Source organism: Ruegeria sp. BF12 (assembly GCF_056538705.1).
In genome coordinates, this window is record NZ_JBQFTP010000004.1 from 71,353 (window position 1) to 87,578 (window position 16,226).

At 57.4% G+C, this 16,226-nt stretch carries 17 protein-coding genes; 10 read left to right on the plus strand and 7 right to left on the minus strand.

Annotated elements, in window-relative coordinates:
- The first annotated feature begins 77 nt into the window (after positions 1–77).
- Positions 78–602, plus strand: a complete 525-nt coding sequence (locus tag ACR0J0_RS08685) for a hypothetical protein (protein WP_480663020.1) — start codon at positions 78–80, stop codon at positions 600–602.
- A gap of 176 nt (positions 603–778) precedes the next feature.
- A complete protein-coding gene (locus ACR0J0_RS08690) occupies positions 779–2,464 on the plus strand; it encodes a tryptophan halogenase family protein (RefSeq protein WP_480663022.1) in 1,686 nt (561 codons plus the stop codon).
- A 274-nt stretch (positions 2,465–2,738) separates the two neighbouring features.
- Here the strand turns inward: ACR0J0_RS08690 and ACR0J0_RS08695 are convergent, their stop codons facing one another.
- The gene (locus ACR0J0_RS08695; RefSeq protein WP_480663024.1) at positions 2,739–4,214 is read right to left on the minus strand and encodes a sulfatase family protein; all 1,476 of its coding nucleotides are present in this window, start codon (positions 4,212–4,214) and stop codon (positions 2,739–2,741) included.
- A 226-nt stretch (positions 4,215–4,440) separates the two neighbouring features.
- On the opposite strand from ACR0J0_RS08695, the gene ACR0J0_RS08700 reads away from it, so the two are divergent.
- From ACR0J0_RS08700 to ACR0J0_RS08735, 8 genes are all read left to right on the plus strand, one after another.
- Positions 4,441–4,734, plus strand: a complete 294-nt coding sequence (locus ACR0J0_RS08700; protein ID WP_480663026.1) for a DUF6525 family protein — start codon at positions 4,441–4,443, stop codon at positions 4,732–4,734.
- A gap of 248 nt (positions 4,735–4,982) precedes the next feature.
- Positions 4,983–6,659, plus strand: coding sequence for a 30S ribosomal protein S1 (rpsA, locus tag ACR0J0_RS08705; protein ID WP_039532111.1), 1,677 nt, complete (start codon positions 4,983–4,985; stop codon positions 6,657–6,659).
- A 271-nt stretch (positions 6,660–6,930) separates the two neighbouring features.
- Entirely contained in the window at positions 6,931–7,215 is a 285-nt protein-coding gene (gene ihfB / locus ACR0J0_RS08710) for an integration host factor subunit beta (RefSeq protein WP_037310872.1), read from the plus strand.
- A gap of 6 nt (positions 7,216–7,221) precedes the next feature.
- Entirely contained in the window at positions 7,222–7,572 is a 351-nt protein-coding gene (locus tag ACR0J0_RS08715; RefSeq protein ID WP_480663400.1) for a lipopolysaccharide assembly protein LapA domain-containing protein, read from the plus strand.
- A gap of 9 nt (positions 7,573–7,581) precedes the next feature.
- A complete protein-coding gene (locus ACR0J0_RS08720) occupies positions 7,582–8,223 on the plus strand; it encodes a phosphoribosylanthranilate isomerase (protein WP_480663029.1) in 642 nt (213 codons plus the stop codon).
- A 45-nt stretch (positions 8,224–8,268) separates the two neighbouring features.
- Positions 8,269–8,604: a DUF3291 domain-containing protein gene (locus ACR0J0_RS08725; protein ID WP_480663031.1), complete on the plus strand. Its 336-nt coding sequence runs from the start codon at positions 8,269–8,271 to the stop codon at positions 8,602–8,604.
- Between the two features lie 67 nt (positions 8,605–8,671).
- Positions 8,672–9,919 (plus strand): tryptophan synthase subunit beta, encoded by a 1,248-nt coding sequence (gene trpB, locus ACR0J0_RS08730; protein WP_480663033.1) that lies wholly within the window; start codon positions 8,672–8,674, stop codon positions 9,917–9,919.
- Between the two features lie 50 nt (positions 9,920–9,969).
- Positions 9,970–10,593, plus strand: coding sequence for a class I SAM-dependent methyltransferase (locus tag ACR0J0_RS08735; protein WP_480663035.1), 624 nt, complete (start codon positions 9,970–9,972; stop codon positions 10,591–10,593).
- 39 nt (positions 10,594–10,632) lie between these two features.
- Here ACR0J0_RS08735 and hmuQ read toward each other — a convergent pair whose 3' ends face one another.
- The 6 genes from hmuQ to ACR0J0_RS08765 form a co-directional block, all read right to left on the minus strand.
- Positions 10,633–10,953 (minus strand): heme-degrading protein HmuQ, encoded by a 321-nt coding sequence (gene hmuQ / locus ACR0J0_RS08740; RefSeq protein WP_480663037.1) that lies wholly within the window; start codon positions 10,951–10,953, stop codon positions 10,633–10,635.
- Between the two features lie 86 nt (positions 10,954–11,039).
- On the minus strand, positions 11,040–11,417 hold the full coding sequence (locus ACR0J0_RS08745; RefSeq protein ID WP_480663039.1) for a DUF2237 family protein: 378 nt from the start codon (positions 11,415–11,417) through the stop codon (positions 11,040–11,042).
- Positions 11,418–11,426: 9 nt separating this feature from the next.
- On the minus strand, positions 11,427–12,590 hold the full coding sequence (locus tag ACR0J0_RS08750; protein ID WP_480663041.1) for a serine hydrolase domain-containing protein: 1,164 nt from the start codon (positions 12,588–12,590) through the stop codon (positions 11,427–11,429).
- 82 nt (positions 12,591–12,672) lie between these two features.
- Entirely contained in the window at positions 12,673–13,353 is a 681-nt protein-coding gene (gene pth, locus ACR0J0_RS08755) for an aminoacyl-tRNA hydrolase (protein ID WP_480663043.1), read from the minus strand.
- A 91-nt stretch (positions 13,354–13,444) separates the two neighbouring features.
- A complete protein-coding gene (locus ACR0J0_RS08760; protein ID WP_480663045.1) occupies positions 13,445–15,364 on the minus strand; it encodes a DUF3604 domain-containing protein in 1,920 nt (639 codons plus the stop codon).
- Between the two features lie 166 nt (positions 15,365–15,530).
- Positions 15,531–16,187, minus strand: coding sequence for a 50S ribosomal protein L25/general stress protein Ctc (locus tag ACR0J0_RS08765; RefSeq protein WP_480663047.1), 657 nt, complete (start codon positions 16,185–16,187; stop codon positions 15,531–15,533).
- Positions 16,188–16,226: the final 39 nt, after the last annotated feature.

Sequence of the window (16,226 nt, forward strand, 5' to 3'; positions counted from 1 at the left end):
TACTCTTCACCAAGCTTTGTTTGGTCAGGTTCGCTGTCGGTTCCTATTGTCGAATTGTAGCCTGCAGGAGCGATGCCATGATCCGACTAGCCTTATTGCTATTTTTCCTTGCCGGAAGTCTGGCGGCCCAGGAGGCCAAGGAACCCGAACCACCGATGACATATGAACGTCTGGGCAAGATCCTCTTTGCGCTTGATCCCGAGGCGCAGCCGTTCGGGCCGGGGTTCGAGTTGAAGGTGTCGGATGTTACGGTGCTGGTTGTCACAGACATCAACGCTGACAGGATGCGGGCGATGGTGGCGGTCAGCAGCGCCGGTGAATTGTCGTCCGAGGATCTGAGGCGTGTAATGCAGGCAAATTTCGACAGTACGCTGGATGCGCGCTACGCGATCGCCAATGGCACCTTGTGGGCTGCCTTCATTCACCCGTTGTCTCGACTGAACAAAGAGCAATTGATCTCGGGGCTGGCCCAGACCGTGAATATCGCAAGGACTTACGGAACCCTGTATTCCAGCGGTGCGGCGGAATTTGGCGGCGGTGACAGCCATGATCTGCAGCGTGAACTGATTGAAGAACTTCTGAAAAAAGGCGAGGAGATCTGAGTGTCACTTGGAATTCGCCCTTTTTTGCTGCCAAAACGGCCGTTGCGTCACAGACCCTAGATGGATGCCAGAAAGCTGCTATAGTCTCTTATTAGCTAAAAGGGAAAGCTGCTCAAAAAGCCTAAAAAAGGGCAGGCAGCTACATAATCCCTAAAGCCAACAGGGACAGAAAAAACATGAACAATCGTTTGAGTAAAATCACCATCGTTGGTGGTGGAACGGCGGGTTGGATGACCGCGCTGATTCTGGACATGGTGTTTTCACGCACTTCAGCAACCAAGGATCGCCCGCGCATCTGCCTGATCGAAAGCCCCAATATCTCGACCGTGGGAGTCGGCGAGGCCACAGTGCCGCGTATGCCGGTCACGCTCCGTCAGGCGGGCATTTCAGAGCGGGATTTTTTCCGTGAAACTAACGCGTCATTCAAACTGGGCGTGAAGTTTTGCAATTGGAACAAGGATGCCAAGGGTAATCGCATCGACTATGTGAACCCGTTTGCCCACGGCCAATTGTTGGAAGGCTTGGAGGCCGCCGAGTATTTCCTGCGCTTCGGCAATGGAGATCGGGACTATACGCAGTCCATCTCGCCGCACGATGATCTTGCCCGCCTGTGCAAGGGCGCACGGCAGTTGGGGCAGCCTGAGTTTGAGCAGCGGTTCGGCTATGCCTATCATCTGGATGCAGTGAAGTTCGCAGGTATGCTGACAACGGTCTGCACCAAGCGCGGCGTGGAGCACATCCAGGACGAGGTGAAATCGGTTGAATTGGATGAGCAAGGCAACGTCAGCCATCTGATGCTCGAGCGTAAAGGCCGTCACGATATCGAGATGGTGATCGATTGCACCGGGTTCCGCGGGTTGATCATCAATCAGGCTCTGGGCGAGCCATTCATGGATTACTCGGAGTACCTGCCGAATGATCGCGCAATGGCGTTGCAGATTGAACACCCTGATCCCGAGAAGATCGAAAGCGTCACGCGGTCTACCGCGCTGGGCGCAGGTTGGACATGGCGTGTGCCGCTCTACAACCGTGTGGGCACGGGCTATGTGTATTCGTCCGCGCATCGGACGGACGATCAGGCGGCGGATGAATACCTTGAATGGCTGGGCGACAGCGGGAAAGGACTTACGCCGCGTGTGATCCCGATGCGCGTCGGTCGCGTGCGCAACGCCTGGGTCAAGAACTGTTTGGCAATTGGTCTGTCTGGCGGGTTTATCGAGCCACTTGAGAGTACCGCGATCCATATGATTGATCATGCGGTGCGCTGGTTCGCCGAGCACCTGCCGACGCGAGATATCGAGCCGTCGTTGCGGTCGAGATATAACCGGCAGATGAATAAGCTCTATGATGAGGTTCTGGACTTCATCTGTCTGCATTATCGCCTGGGCAATCGCACGGATGATCAATACTGGATCGACGCGCGCACCGAGATGAAGTTGCCGGATCGATTGGCCGAGAACCTGGAGTTGTGGCAGCACCGCCTGCCGATGGAGCACGACATCGAGTTCGCAACGCTGTTCAATTTCCGTGTTTATCAGACGGTTCTTTTGGGCAAGCAGGTCTATGATACCGGCTATGGAACCGGCATCCGCGACCGTCTTCGGCCTTTAAAAAGGCCGATTTGGTTCCAGTGGTGGAAGGGCGCAAAAGTGGACCTTGCGCAGATACTCAAATCAATGCCGGATCACAAAACGCTGCTGCGTGATATACGAGGAGAACTGGAGCGACCAGCCTTCAAAAAAATGGCGGCGGCGAAGCCGACGGTGGCGATGCCGGGCGCAGCACCGGCACCTCTTGTGATCCAGAACATGCCGAACCTTGCAGAAATTCAAAGCGGCGCGAAGGATCTTCAACTGTTCTAGAGGTTTTTTGCGCTCATTGCGGGAACCATTTGAAACGAGGAAGAAGGGCGGGGCTTCAAGCCTCGGCCTTCAGGGCGATCAAAGGGGTGGCAAATAGATCAAGGCGGCGCGTTGAAACGCTGTCCCCCTGTGGGCGATCGTTGAGCCGTACGCGGGCCGTGAATACCGCTCAGGTCAATGACGAACACTTTTCCGGAGGTAGAGCGCAGTTGAGCGGTAGTGACAACAACGACCTGCCACGTGCTTTGATCAACGAACTCCTAAGAAAATTGAGCTAGAGCGCCGGGCCTTCACGCAGCTTGTCCTGCTCGGACGGCGTGGGCGTGTGATTGAAAACGAAGGCCGTGCGGCAGGCTTCTTCTCCACCCAACTCCTCGATCTTTTTGCGCTGATCAGCAAAGGCGCGGGCGTTGACCTCTTCAGGATCGCAGATTTCACGCAGGCGCCGTTCTCCTTCGATCAACGCTGCTTGGATGATCGGATCATTCACCCCATCCAGCGCGCGATTGATTTGCTCATGCGGATCGGCGACCAAATCGAACAATTGTGGGGGCTGGCCGACATAGTAGACGTATTTCCAGTTGCCCCACCGCACCATGAAACTGCCGGTTTTTGATCCTCCGTCGTGGTACTCACTGAAACCAGTCCGGTTCGGGTCGTCCGGCGCATTGGCCAAGTCCAACAAAGAGAGGCCGGGCTGAGTGGCATTGGCCTTATCGTCTGACACACCGCAGACGTCCCGGGCCGTCGCCGCAATATCCGTCAAGTTCGTGCATGTGGTGACATGCCGACCCGCCGGAATGCCGGGGCCCGCCATGATCATTGGAACACCTGCGCTGGCCTCGTACATGACCTGCTTGGTCCAGAACCCTTGGTCGCCCATCATGTCACCGTGGTCCGACACATAGATTACCACTGTATTCTCGGCCTGACCGCTGTCGGACAGCGCCTTTAGAATACGCCCGACGCAATCGTCCATAAGCGATGTCAGGCCATAGTAGGCTGCCTTGGCTTCACGCATCTTCTGTTCGTCAAAATAGTCATCGTAGTTGAAGAACGAGGCGATGTTGCGCAGTTCCTCGTGGTCAGGCAGACCATTGCCGTAGCCAATGGGCAAGTCCATCTCGGCGGGATCATACAGGTCGTACCATTCCTTGGGGCAGGTCAGCGGATAGTGCGGACTGACAAGGGAAACGAATGCAGCCCACGGTTGGTCCTGACGCGCGGGGTCAGCGAGCCACGCCTCGGACGCAGCAGTGATGTCCAGATCGTAGTCGGTATATGTGCTGGAACCCACGCCGACATCTCCGGCCAATTCAGCGGCTGAGTCGTAGGCGGGTGGGTTTTCACGAAGCAATCCTACCGCCCAGCCGACGCCGCCAACCACATGCATTGGAAGGATCTCTTGGCTGAATCCGTTGTCGTCCTCGACCGAGCGGAAGTGCAGTTTGCCAATTGATGCCACCTCACGCCCGGCGCTCCGCAACTGTCGCATCCAGCTGCGTGGCTCTCCGTTGTACGGTGTCGCGCTGTCCCAGTTACCTGTCGTGTGCACCCAGTCACCGGTCGCCAGCGCCGCCCGCGTAGGTACGCACATGGGCGAGGGCGTGTAGGCGGAGTCAAACATTGTGCCACGTGCGGCCAGCGCGTCCAGGTTCGGCGTTTTGACGATCGGGTGGCCAGCGCAGCCCATCGCGTCTTTGCGGTGTTCATCCGAGATAATGACGAGAAAGTTTGTGTGCTGGCTCATTGGGTCCTCCGCTCGTACCAAAGGTTTGCCAGAAGGGCCCGACTTTCTGTTCGATATACGACACGGGTCGTCGGAAATAGCCATTGTCATCAGGGTAATTGGGGTGCCCGGTCGCCGGTTGCGCTTCAAATTATTAGATGTAATAACATACCAAATCGAAAGCAAAGTACGGCAATAGATTTCAGGGCAGAAATCTGGTTGTTGGGGCAATCCTCTGAGGCAGGCAGTGGCTGATCGTAGAAAGACACGAAATTTGCGTAGCCAGATCAAGCGGCGCAGGCGAGTTGGTTCGCCGATGAAGGCCTATGACGCATTGCCTGCCGAATTGCGGCAATGGCTTTCTTCGGCTTGCTTGCCCTGGAGTCCAAAGTCGGCCCTGCGCATTTGGAACAAGGCAGGCGGAACACATAACCCTTCTGCGGCCTGTGCCCGTCTGAATGCGATTGAGCATTCCATGCTGAGGCGGGACGCAGGGGTGTGGGGCACAGGAGGCGGAACTGACGGGCCGGATCGCATCTAAGGGGGTTCAGGCCCCGTATTTTAAGGCTTTCCTCTTGCACCCGTCGGAGATTCCGCCTATACGCGCGCTGTCAACACAAGGGCGGTCAACGTCCGGATGGCGTATCTGAGCAGGGCCGGGAAACCTCGGCCCTTTGTGTTTGTTTGCTCAGGGGCGCGCCGGGTCACGCCTGAAGACATCATGAAACAAGACCGGCGGAGACAACCGCTCGGCCAGCAAAAACGTACTGTAAAGGAAAACAACGCCACATGGCTAACGCATCCATGGAGGAATTCGAAGCCCTCCTGAACGAAAGCTTCGAAATGGACACACCCGAAGAGGGTTCTGTTGTCAAAGGTAAGGTTCTGGCGATCGAAGCCGGCCAAGCCATCATCGACGTAGGCTACAAAATGGAAGGCCGCGTTGATCTGAAAGAATTCGCAAATCCCGGCGAAGCCCCTGAAATCGCTGTTGGTGACGAGGTAGAAGTTTACCTGCGCGCCGCAGAAAACGCCCGTGGCGAAGCCGTCATCTCGCGTGAGATGGCCCGCCGTGAAGAGGCATGGGACCGTCTGGAAAAAGCATATGCCGACGACCAGCGCGTCGAAGGTGCAATCTTTGGTCGCGTCAAAGGTGGCTTCACCGTCGATCTGGGTGGCGCAGTTGCGTTCCTGCCCGGCTCGCAGGTTGACGTTCGCCCTGTGCGCGATGCTGGCCCGCTGATGGGTCTGAAGCAGCCGTTCCAGATTCTGAAAATGGACCGCCGCCGTGGCAACATCGTTGTTTCGCGTCGGGCAATCCTGGAAGAATCGCGTGCCGAACAGCGTGCCGAAGTCATCGGCAACCTGTCCGAAGGTCAGACCGTCGAGGGTGTTGTCAAGAACATCACCGAATACGGTGCATTCGTTGACTTGGGCGGCGTTGACGGCCTGCTGCACGTCACCGACATGGCATGGCGCCGTGTGAACCACCCGTCCGAGATCCTGACGATCGGCGAAACCATCAAGGTTCAGGTCATCAAGATCAACAAAGAGACCCACCGCATCAGCCTGGGCATGAAGCAGCTGCAGGAAGATCCGTGGGATCTGGTTGCTGCCAAGTACCCGCTGGGCTCGGTCCATCAGGGTCGCGTCACCAACATCACCGACTACGGCGCGTTCGTCGAGCTGGAAGCCGGTGTCGAAGGTCTGGTGCACGTGTCCGAGATGTCCTGGACCAAGAAAAACGTCCACCCCGGCAAGATCGTTTCGACCAGCCAGGAAGTCGACGTCATGGTTCTGGAAATCGACGGCGCCAAGCGTCGCGTGTCTCTGGGCCTGAAGCAGACTCAGCGCAACCCATGGGAAGTGTTTGCAGAAACACACCCCGAGGGCACCGAGGTCGAAGGCGAAGTCAAGAACATCACCGAATTCGGTCTGTTCATTGGCCTCGAAGGCGACATCGACGGCATGGTTCACCTGTCGGACCTGTCCTGGGACGAGCGTGGCGAGGATGCGATCCAGAACTACCGCAAAGGCGACATGGTTTCGGCCGTTGTCTCGGAAGTTGACGTGGAAAAAGAGCGTATCTCGCTGTCGATCAAAGCCCTGGGCGGTGACAAGTTCGCCGAGGCCGTGGGCGGCGTGAAGCGTGGCTCGGTCATCACCGTTGAAGTGACCGCGATCGAAGATGGCGGCATCGAGGTCGAATACGAAGGCATGAAGTCGTTCATCCGTCGTTCGGACCTGTCGCGTGACCGTGCTGAGCAGCGCCCCGAGCGTTTCTCGGTCGGTGACAAGGTCGACGTCCGCGTCACCAACGTCGACAGCAAGACCCGTCGTCTGGGCCTGTCGATCAAGGCACGCGAGATCGCCGAAGAGAAAGAGGCCGTGGAACAGTACGGTTCTTCCGACTCAGGCGCCTCGCTGGGCGATATCCTGGGCGCAGCGCTGAAATCCGGCGACTAAGCCGGGGCAGCAGTCCTAGCCGAATTTACGGCCCCGCGCAGACGCGCGGGGCCGTTTTTGTTGCGAATCAATATGTTCCAATTTTTGGGCTTATTCCGGCTGTCGTTCATGCTTTTGGCGCAGAAATTGCGCGAACAGGCGAAAAATCGCGCGAATTTGCTGTAAAATGAAGGCTTTGCACACAGAGTTTACGTTCCCCCGAACTCGGTTTTTTCCTATACTGTCCAGAACACTAGACATGGTTAACCGGTCGCCTGGGAGGGTAACGCACATGATCCGTTCAGAACTGATTCAGAAAATCGCCGACGAGAACCCGCATCTCTATCAGCGTGACGTCGAGCGGATCGTGAATACCGTGTTCGAAGAAGTAACCGACGCCATGGCGCGCGGTGACCGTGTCGAACTGCGCGGCTTCGGTGCATTTTCCGTGAAACAAAGGGATGCGCGCGTGGGCCGCAACCCAAGAACTGGCGAAACCGTTCAGGTTGAAGAAAAATGTGTTCCGTTTTTCAAAACTGGCAAGTTGCTACGGGACCGTTTGAACGGTAAAGCCTAGGCTATGATGCGCTACCTTCGATATGCTTTCTTGGCGGTCCTTGGGATCGCCCTTGTGTCGATCTCGCTGGCCAACCGCCAGATTGTCGAACTGAAATTGATGCCGGATGCCCTTGCCGAAATGCTGGGGTTCAACTTTGCTACCTCCTTGCCCTTGTTCCTGGTGGTGCTGGGCGGTGTGGTCGCCGGGCTGGTCATCGGGTTCCTGTGGGAATGGCTGCGCGAGCATAAGCACCGCCGTGACGCTTCGGCCAAAACCGGCGAGGTGCGCAAGCTTGAGCGTGAGGTCAAGAAGCTCAAGAAGAAGCAGAGCGAAGGTCAGGATGAAGTTCTGGCCCTGCTGGACGAAGCCAGCTGAGGCACTTCAATGCCAGATGTAGCAGTCAAAATCTGCGGGTTGACCGCGCCTGATCACGTGCGTGCCGCGGCTGAGGCCGGCGCGCGCTATGTCGGCTTTGTGTTCTTCCCCAAATCTCCCCGGCATTTGGAAATCGACGCGGCAGCAAAGCTGGCGCAACTGGTGCCCGCGGGAATCGCCAAGGTTGCCTTGACCGTGAATGCCTCGGATGAAGAGCTGGATAACATCCTGGCCAGTGTCCCTTTGGACATGCTTCAACTGCACGGAAAAGAAACACCAGCGCGGGTTTCGGACGTGCGCGAAAGGTTTGGCCTGCCGGTGATGAAGGCGGTCGGTATTGCCGAGGCCGAAGACCTGAGCGCGATTGATCTGTATTCCGAAGTGGCCGATCAGTTGCTGATCGACGCGAAACCGCCGCGCACCTCAGAATTGCCGGGGGGCAACGGCTTGGCGTTTGACTGGCGTCTGTTGGCGGGCAGGAAGTACTGGCAGCGGCCGTGGATGCTGGCCGGAGGGTTGACGCCGGAAAACGTCGCGGAAGCGATCCGTATGACCGGCGCGAAACAGGTTGATGTCTCTTCAGGGGTGGAAAGTTCTCCGGGAGTTAAAGACCTCATTAAGATTCGGGAATTTTTATCCGCCGCCCGTTGATCTGTCCGACTGGTTCCCCCGTATATAGCTGTGGGAGGGATGGATATGCTCGCAGCGATCGGCGGGGTTACCCTAAAACATTGGTACAATGCGCCCGAGTTCTTTTGGCGTGCCGGGCAAGCGTTGAAGCAGGCGCAAGGCGATCCCTTGTGTGAACATGCGCAGCTGTTCCCGCACAATGGGCTCTATTTTTCGCTCAGTGTCTGGCAGGATGTCGAGGCGATGCTGACCTTTGCCCATTCGGGTCCTCATCGGCGCGTTTTGGAAGTGTCGGACCGATTATCGGTCACGCATGAGTTCCAACACTTTTCATGCATCGCAGTTCCAACGCAAGAACAGGCGCTGCGGATTTGGAAGCATCGGTATCAGCCTGCGGAATGATACGTTTTGCCATGGCAAATCCCGCCGCCACCACCTATGAACAACGGGTACGACGAGGGAGACACCCATGGCCAACGATCTTTTCAATTCCTTCATGTCCGGTCCTGATGAGCAGGGGCGCTTTGGCATCTTCGGCGGGCGGTTTGTCAGCGAAACACTGATGCCGCTGATCCTTTCGCTGGAAGAGGAATATGAGAAGGCAAAGGATGACCCGACCTTCTGGGCCGAAATGGATGACCTATGGGCCAACTATGTGGGTCGCCCGTCGCCTCTGTATTTCGCAGAACGCCTGACCGACCATCTGGGCGGTGCGAAGATTTACCTCAAACGTGATGAACTGAACCACACTGGCGCACACAAGATTAACAACGTGCTGGGCCAGATCATTCTGGCGCGTCGCATGGGCAAGACCCGGATCATCGCGGAAACCGGGGCAGGGCAGCACGGCGTGGCCACTGCCACCGTCTGTGCCAAGTTCGGCCTGAAATGCGTGGTCTACATGGGCGCGCATGACGTGCAGCGTCAGGCGCCCAACGTCTTCCGCATGCGTTTGCTGGGCGCCGAAGTGATTCCGGTGACCTCCGGGCGCGGCACGCTGAAAGACGCGATGAACGACGCGCTGCGTGACTGGGTGACCAACGTGCGCGACACGTTCTACTGCATTGGCACCGTGGCTGGTCCGCACCCGTACCCGGCAATGGTACGCGACTTCCAGTCGATCATCGGCAAGGAAGCCAAAGAGCAGATGATGAAGGCCGAGGGCCGTTTGCCCGACACGATCATCGCTGCCATCGGCGGCGGGTCGAACGCTATGGGCCTGTTCTACCCGTTCCTCGACGACAAATCGGTCAATATCATCGGCGTCGAAGCCGGTGGCAAAGGCGTAAACGAGAAGATGGAACACTGCGCATCGCTGACTGGCGGTCGCCCGGGCGTTTTGCATGGCAACCGCACCTATCTGCTGCAGGATGATGACGGTCAGATCCTCGAAGGGTATTCGATCTCGGCTGGCCTGGACTACCCGGGTATCGGCCCTGAACACTCGTGGCTGAACGATATTGGCCGTGCGAACTATGTCTCAATCACCGACAAAGAGGCGCTGGAGGCGTTCCAGCTGTGCTGCGCCACCGAAGGCATCATCCCGGCGCTGGAACCAAGCCACGCACTGGCTCACGTAATGAAAATCGCGCCGGATCTGCCCAAGGATCACCTGATCTGCATGAACATGTGCGGGCGGGGTGACAAGGATGTTCAGACCGTCGCGAAGTATCTGAATTTCGACATGTCGGATACCGAGGGCCGCTCGGCGGACTAACCAAATCCCGGGGCTTTGCGCCCCGGGTGTTTCATGCCACCTTGCGGGGCATGCAGGACGCATCCAGTTCGGAAAAACTCGATCAAAAATACGACGCCGCAGCCCCGGGCTGGGCCGACAAAATGCGTCTGCTTGGATATTTTGATGCCTATCTGGGTTTTCTCTCGACCGGATCGGCAGCGAGTCTTGGCGAAAATGCGTTGGATGTGGGTTGCGGGACAGGCGCTTTTGCCGAAGCGCGCGCGGTCATCCGACACGAAGGACGCGTTACCCTGATGGAGCCGTCGGGGAAAATGCTTGATCAGGCCAAGCATGCTTTGGCCAAGCGGGGCGTAACTGCAGACACTGTGCTCTCACGTTTGGAGGACTATCAGTCAGCCGAGCCATTCGACTGTGTTCTTGCCGCCCATGTCCTTGAGCATTGCGAGGACCCAACCGACGCCTTACGCCGAATGCGCCGGTTGGCAGCCCCTGCGGCGAAGCTTTGGCTGGTTGTCAGCAAACCACACTGGAGTAACGCCATCATTTGGTTCCAATGGCGCCACCGGTCCTACAGACCGCGAAGAGTGGCAGAAATGCTTGAAGATGCAGGGTGGCTTTTGGAGGCGGAGCACAGTTTTCCAACCGGCCCGCCATCACGCACGTCGCGCGGCTACTTGGCCCGGGCTATGTGATATTCAAACGGCTGCCGGGCGAGTGCCGTCAGCCACGCGTCAGTTCTGATACAACACGGTTTCGAAGCCTTCGAACTGAGGTGGTCCCATCAGCGCGGATTGCGTGTTGCCTTTACCCGCATTCCTGTGTGCGTCCCGGAATTGTTCGGATTTGGTCCAGGCTTCGAAATCGTTCCTGCTGTCCCAGATCACGTGGCTGGAATACAGACGGTAACCTTCGCCCTCAGGGCCCTTTAAAAGACGGAATTCCTGAAAGCCCGGCAACTCCTTCAGGCGGCTTTCCCGGTCCTTCCAGACGGTTTCGAAATCGGCTTCGCTGCCCAGACGGACTTTGAAGCGGTTCATGGCGATAAAGCTCATAGCCTACCTCGTTTGTTTGACGTTTACGCGCTTGCTAAACAAAGTGTCGGCTGGCGGGTTTCTTTGATGACTTTTTTTGATCGGCGTCAATCGGGTTGAGCTGCATATTGGCGCAAAATAACGATTGGAACGATGTCCAGCGCCCGTTGATGCGTTGCCTCAAGATGGACCTTGGGCGCGCAACCTTCGTCATGGGCTTGCAGGAACCTTGCCGCACACAGACACCAGCTGTCACCAGGCTTTAAACCGGGAAAATTGAACTCGGGGCGCGGTGTGCTGAGGTCATTGCCGACATATTTTGAGTAAGCCAGAAATTCGGCCGTCATGACTGCGCAGACCGTATGGCTGCCCTGATCTTCGACGCAGGTGTTGCAGGCGCCATCCCGAAAGAACCCGGTCAACGGATCGCGGGAACACGAGGCAAGAACGCCCCCCAGAACATTTATGCTATCGAGCTTTTGCATAGGCACACCTTACAGGCTTTGCGCGATGCTGCGGAACATTTCTATGTTGGCCTCGTTGACGCCCTTGTCACGAAAGCTGCGGTCGGCCCCCGTCGAGACGATAAGAACGCCTCGCGGCTGGTCGAAATAGATGTACTGGCCATAGACGCCACGGGCCAGAAACTCGCCTTCATGCGCGCCGAGGGGAATCCACCACTGATACCCATAGCCGATTTTTCCGGCCTCGGTCGGGGCGCTGGGAAACACTGACTGGGCAATCCATTCGGCAGGTACGATCTGCTGGCCGTTATGCTGGCCGTTTTGCAGGATCATCTGCCCGAACCGGGCAAAGTCGCGAGTGGTGAAGTTCAGCCCGCCCAGCACAAAGGCCACTCCGGCGCCGTCGGTGACGTAATAGCCGTCGCGTTCAAGGCCCAGCGGCTGAATGATCTTTTCGGTCAACAGTTCAGTCACCGACCGGCCCGTCGCCCCGCGGATCACCATGCCGATGACATGCGTGTCGATAGATACGTATTGCCATGTCTCGCCGGGTGTCGCGAAAGTCTCATTCAGTGAGGCGGCGAAATCGTCCAACTCTCCGCCCAGTGCAACGACACGACCCATGCGGTTGATGTCTGAATCGTAGTCCAGATAATCCTCGTCGAAGGTGACGCCACTGGCCATGTTCAGCACGTTGCGGATCGTCGCGCCGTCATAGGCGGTTCCTTCCAGTTTCGGCGCATATTTGACCACAGGGTCATCAAGTGAGTCGATCGTACCTTCGGACATCAGGATGCCGAAAAGGGCGGACAGGTAACTCTTGGCGACGGACCATGAAATCCGGCGGTCCTCAGGGGTTGTGCCCAGATAATACTCTTCGAACCGGATCTGCCCGTCCTGCATCACTAGCAGAGACGTAACAACCCGGTCTTCGATCCAGGCATCCGTTCCACCGGGCAGATCAAACCCGGGCCCATAGGGCAGTTCATAGGTCGGACCGTCACCTCGCGGTAGATCAACGGTGAGGAAGGCGTCGTTCATGTGAGAGAAGTTGTGAACGATCTTTTCTTCGGTAAACAAAGAGTTCACGGCCATCAGGCGCTGAATTTCTTCGCGCTTCCAAAAGCCCACAACCACGGCCGCCAGCACCAGCATCAATAGGATGCGCAGCACCCATTTCATCAGGACCCGCATATGACACCTCCCGTTTTCGTACTGTATTGGACCGCGGCGTGGTCGAGTTCGCAATTGAGACGTAACGGCAACATCAATGGCTCTATTTGAACTTGTCCAGCAGTTTTTGCATGGCTGACCGTTCGTCGGCCTCGGGTTCCGGTGCCGACTTGGCCGCCGGTTTTGCAGGCGTCGCAGGGGATTTCGACGACCGCGGCGGCGCCGTCCGCAACGCGACTGCGTTCATGAACTTGCCACCATCACCGTTGGCCAGATGGGCAGCTCCATCCGAAACACCCCGCAGCACGTCATCCAGCCAGTCCGCGTCGGCTTTGGCAAAATCACTGAGGACATAGGGCGAGACCATTTCCTTGCGCCCTGGATGTCCGATCCCCAGACGCACGCGGTCATAGGCCGGGCTGATATGCTCGTGGATCGAACGCAACCCGTTGTGGCCTGCGTGGCCGCCACCCGCTTTGACGCGGACTTTGCCCGGGGCTAGGTCCAGTTCGTCGTGAAAGACGGTCACATCGGTTGAGTCGAGCTTATAGAACCGCATTGCCTCACCCACGGACTGGCCCGAGCGGTTCATGAAGGTTTGCGGTTTGATCAGCAAAACCTTGTCCGAGCCCAATCGACCCTCGGAAATTTCCGCCTGAAACTTGGATTTCCATGGGCCGAACCCATGATCGTCGGCTATCCTGTCCAGAGCCATGAAGCCGATATTGTGCCGGTTCCGGGCATACTTCTGACCCGGATTTCCCAGTCCGACAAATAGTTTCATGGCTCTGCTCCGCGCTTCCTTGTTCGCTTTACCTTCTCATGCCCCGAATTGGATCGGAAATCCAGCCGGGGCAGGGCGCAAGGGACGGGTCTCAGCCTTCAGGCGTGTACCAGATGGGTGAGGTATAGGCGCGCTCGGTCGTGGTCATTGGCACGTCGGAGTCCATCTGAACATTGAACCGCTTCGCCTCGTAAGCTGTCCAGCGCGGTGTCGGTATTTCGATGACGCGGACGTAATAGAACGCCCGTTGTGACGGATCGAAATTGGGATCCTGCCAATAGGTGATCAGTTCCGATGCGCCTATCGTATTGGTCCAGGTGGCGTTTTCCACGTCTACAGTGTCTCCGACCGCGGGCAGCTTGCCGTCTGCTCCGGGTGTGCGATCACCGCCCCACGCAACATCATAGACCTTTTCACCGCGCGTCCCGTCGGCGTTCAACCAGCCTTTGATGACCTGAACCCGGTCAAGGTTTCCGCTGTAGGGGTCTTTCAGCGCTGCAATCAGGAAGTTTGGCGCGCCGTCGCCCGGGTTGCTCGGCAAGTCTGACCCCATCGGAACGCCTTTGGCATAGCCGATATCGGCTGGCAGTCGGGAAAGGGCATCCTCTTCGGCAAAGTCCCAGCCTCCAAAGAACCGCACGAGGATACGAGAGCCGGTGGTACCATAGACCTCGCGCCGCTCCAGTGCATCAAAGATTGCCTCGCGGGTGTTTTCAGTGGCCCAAACCGCCGCATATCCACCCGAGGCCTGTTTCCATCCATAAATGGAAAACTCCGGATCGGGGGCCTCGATCACCAGATGCTCCCACCGGTTGGGCTCAGGTTCCACGCCGGAATGCTTGCCAAAGAAGTTTTCCTCTTCCACAGCGGCCATGCCGGTATGCGCATCGGTCGAGCCGATCTGGCCGACCTTGTAGGGATTGATGCCCAACTGCTCTTCCAGCATCAGGCCAGTTTTATATGCCTCACGCGAGTATTCGTATTGCAGCATATCCTGAGTTTTGGCTTCGGTGCCGTTCAGGTTCGACGCATCCCATGTGTCGAAGTCGGCAAACTCGTCATCCGGGCTGAGGAATGGATGCGCCTCACTGTCACCTTTGATCTGGGTGGTTTCGATGACCGGTTCGAACCGGGCGCGCAAACGTGCGTTTTCCTCGGTCAATGGAGTGCCGTCAAAATTCGATACTGAAAAGAGCCGCCCGTTGGACAAGTTGCCGTTATGCGGAATTGCCAAAACGTCACCACCGGTCCGATCTTCGTAGCCAGCCAGATGCGCCCAAAGGTCTTCGGGGTTTTTGCTGTCGAATTGCGAGAACGGCAGTACCTGGTTGGCCATGGTCGCGCCGTCCCTGAAAATCACGTTGCGGTGGATATTGTCTCCGCCCTCGGACGTCCATTCGTACCCGATCAACGCTGTAAAGACGCCGGGTTCGTTGTACTGGTCTGCCAGAGAGGTGTAGTCTTGCCACGCGTCCTTGATCGCTTTTGGATTGTCGATCGGAGGTTCGTCTCCGGACAGCGACGCCACGATTTCCATAGCCGTGGCAAAGATCACGTCATTGTCGTTGCTGGTCAGCGCGTCGTACCAGGCTTTGCCCTGTGGCGTGGACAGGACGTTCTGATCCCCACCAAGTAGCTGAGGCATCAGCCCGTACATTTCTGCATGGTCCGAGATGACAAGCCAATCCAGTGGGCGAGAGAGCTTTGCCTGCAATCCGTGCGTCGTCGTGACCTCATGGCCTTTTGCGAACCGAAATGCGTCTTCCTGACTGAGACGGGTCATGGTTCCTGCATCCACGGACACCTCGGTGTGAAGATGCGTATCGCCCCACAGCGGCCTGGTCGGGAAGGTTCGACCGGCGTAGGGCGAGAAGTGATCCGAGGTGAACCGTTCGGCGACGTCTTCCTGACTGGGCAGCGTGTCCTGCACCTGGGCAATAGCCGCAGAGCCAGAGACTGCACCGACGGTAATTGAAATGAGGGCGGATAGAAAATTGGATTGGCGTTTCATAATCGCGGGCTCCACTGAACTAATCGATGGGCTTGTGGCTTTCCAACAGGGCCACTGGCAGCGAACCTAGCACAACCTGCGATCAAATGCGAAAATTCGCATCTGACACAAAAAAACGGGGCTCCGATAGAACCCCGTTTCAAAATCAGAACAGTTGAAACTGAACTTATTCTTCAGCTTCCTGGCCGACGACTTCAACTTCGTCTGCGGCTACTTCGGCTTCGTCACCTTCTTCTTCGTCGCTGGTCGACAGACCGGTCGGTGCCGAGACGTTCGCGATCACGAAATCACGGTCGATGGTCGGCTTGGTGCCCGCGGGCAGGTCTACCGCCGAAATGGTGACAACGTCGTTGATGTTCATTCCGGTCACGTCAACGGTGATCTTCTCCGGAATGTCACCTGCGGTACACATCAGTTCGACTTCCGGACGAACAACGGTCAGAACGCCGCCCTTCTTGATGCCGGGGGCTGCTTCTTCGTTGATGAACTCAACGGGGATGAACAGCGCGATCTTGGTGGTCCGACGCAGGCGCATCAGGTCCAGGTGGGTCGGCAGGTCCTTGACGACGTCACGCTGAACATCGCGGCAGATCACGCGAACATCTTCGTGGCCGTCAACTTTCAGGTTCCACAGGGTCGACTTGAACCGGCCAGCTTTTAGGCGCTTGAACAGTTCGTTGAACGGGATCTGAATCGGCAGCGGCTCTTTATCGCCACCAAAAACAATGCCCGGAACCATGCCGTCGCGGCGTGCTTGACGAGCGGCGCCCTTGCCTGTCCCCGTCCGTTCCAGAGCTACGAGATCAGGAATCTCTCCAGCCATGATAATTCTCCAAATGTTAGGGCGGGCATCCTCCAAGGC

Bases quoted from the DNA above. Each gene is read 5' to 3' on its own strand.
- ACR0J0_RS08725 (WP_480663031.1), top strand. From the start codon at position 8,269: ATGCTCGCAGCGATCGGCGGGGTTACCCTAAAACATTGGTACAATGCG.
- ACR0J0_RS08760 (WP_480663045.1), bottom strand. From the start codon at position 15,364: ATGAAACGCCAATCCAATTTTCTATCCGCCCTCATTTCAATTACCGTC.
- ACR0J0_RS08745 (WP_480663039.1), bottom strand. From the start codon at position 11,417: ATGCAAAAGCTCGATAGCATAAATGTTCTGGGGGGCGTTCTTGCCTCG.
- ACR0J0_RS08720 (WP_480663029.1), top strand. From the start codon at position 7,582: ATGCCAGATGTAGCAGTCAAAATCTGCGGGTTGACCGCGCCTGATCAC.
- trpB (WP_480663033.1), top strand. From the start codon at position 8,672: ATGGCCAACGATCTTTTCAATTCCTTCATGTCCGGTCCTGATGAGCAG.
- ACR0J0_RS08695 (WP_480663024.1), bottom strand. From the start codon at position 4,214: ATGAGCCAGCACACAAACTTTCTCGTCATTATCTCGGATGAACACCGC.
- pth (WP_480663043.1), bottom strand. From the start codon at position 13,353: ATGAAACTATTTGTCGGACTGGGAAATCCGGGTCAGAAGTATGCCCGG.
- ihfB (WP_037310872.1), top strand. From the start codon at position 6,931: ATGATCCGTTCAGAACTGATTCAGAAAATCGCCGACGAGAACCCGCAT.
- rpsA (WP_039532111.1), top strand. From the start codon at position 4,983: ATGGCTAACGCATCCATGGAGGAATTCGAAGCCCTCCTGAACGAAAGC.
- ACR0J0_RS08690 (WP_480663022.1), top strand. From the start codon at position 779: ATGAACAATCGTTTGAGTAAAATCACCATCGTTGGTGGTGGAACGGCG.
- ACR0J0_RS08715 (WP_480663400.1), top strand. From the start codon at position 7,222: ATGCGCTACCTTCGATATGCTTTCTTGGCGGTCCTTGGGATCGCCCTT.
- ACR0J0_RS08685 (WP_480663020.1), top strand. From the start codon at position 78: ATGATCCGACTAGCCTTATTGCTATTTTTCCTTGCCGGAAGTCTGGCG.
- ACR0J0_RS08765 (WP_480663047.1), bottom strand. From the start codon at position 16,187: ATGGCTGGAGAGATTCCTGATCTCGTAGCTCTGGAACGGACGGGGACA.
- ACR0J0_RS08735 (WP_480663035.1), top strand. From the start codon at position 9,970: ATGCAGGACGCATCCAGTTCGGAAAAACTCGATCAAAAATACGACGCC.
- ACR0J0_RS08750 (WP_480663041.1), bottom strand. From the start codon at position 12,590: ATGCGGGTCCTGATGAAATGGGTGCTGCGCATCCTATTGATGCTGGTG.
- hmuQ (WP_480663037.1), bottom strand. From the start codon at position 10,953: ATGAGCTTTATCGCCATGAACCGCTTCAAAGTCCGTCTGGGCAGCGAA.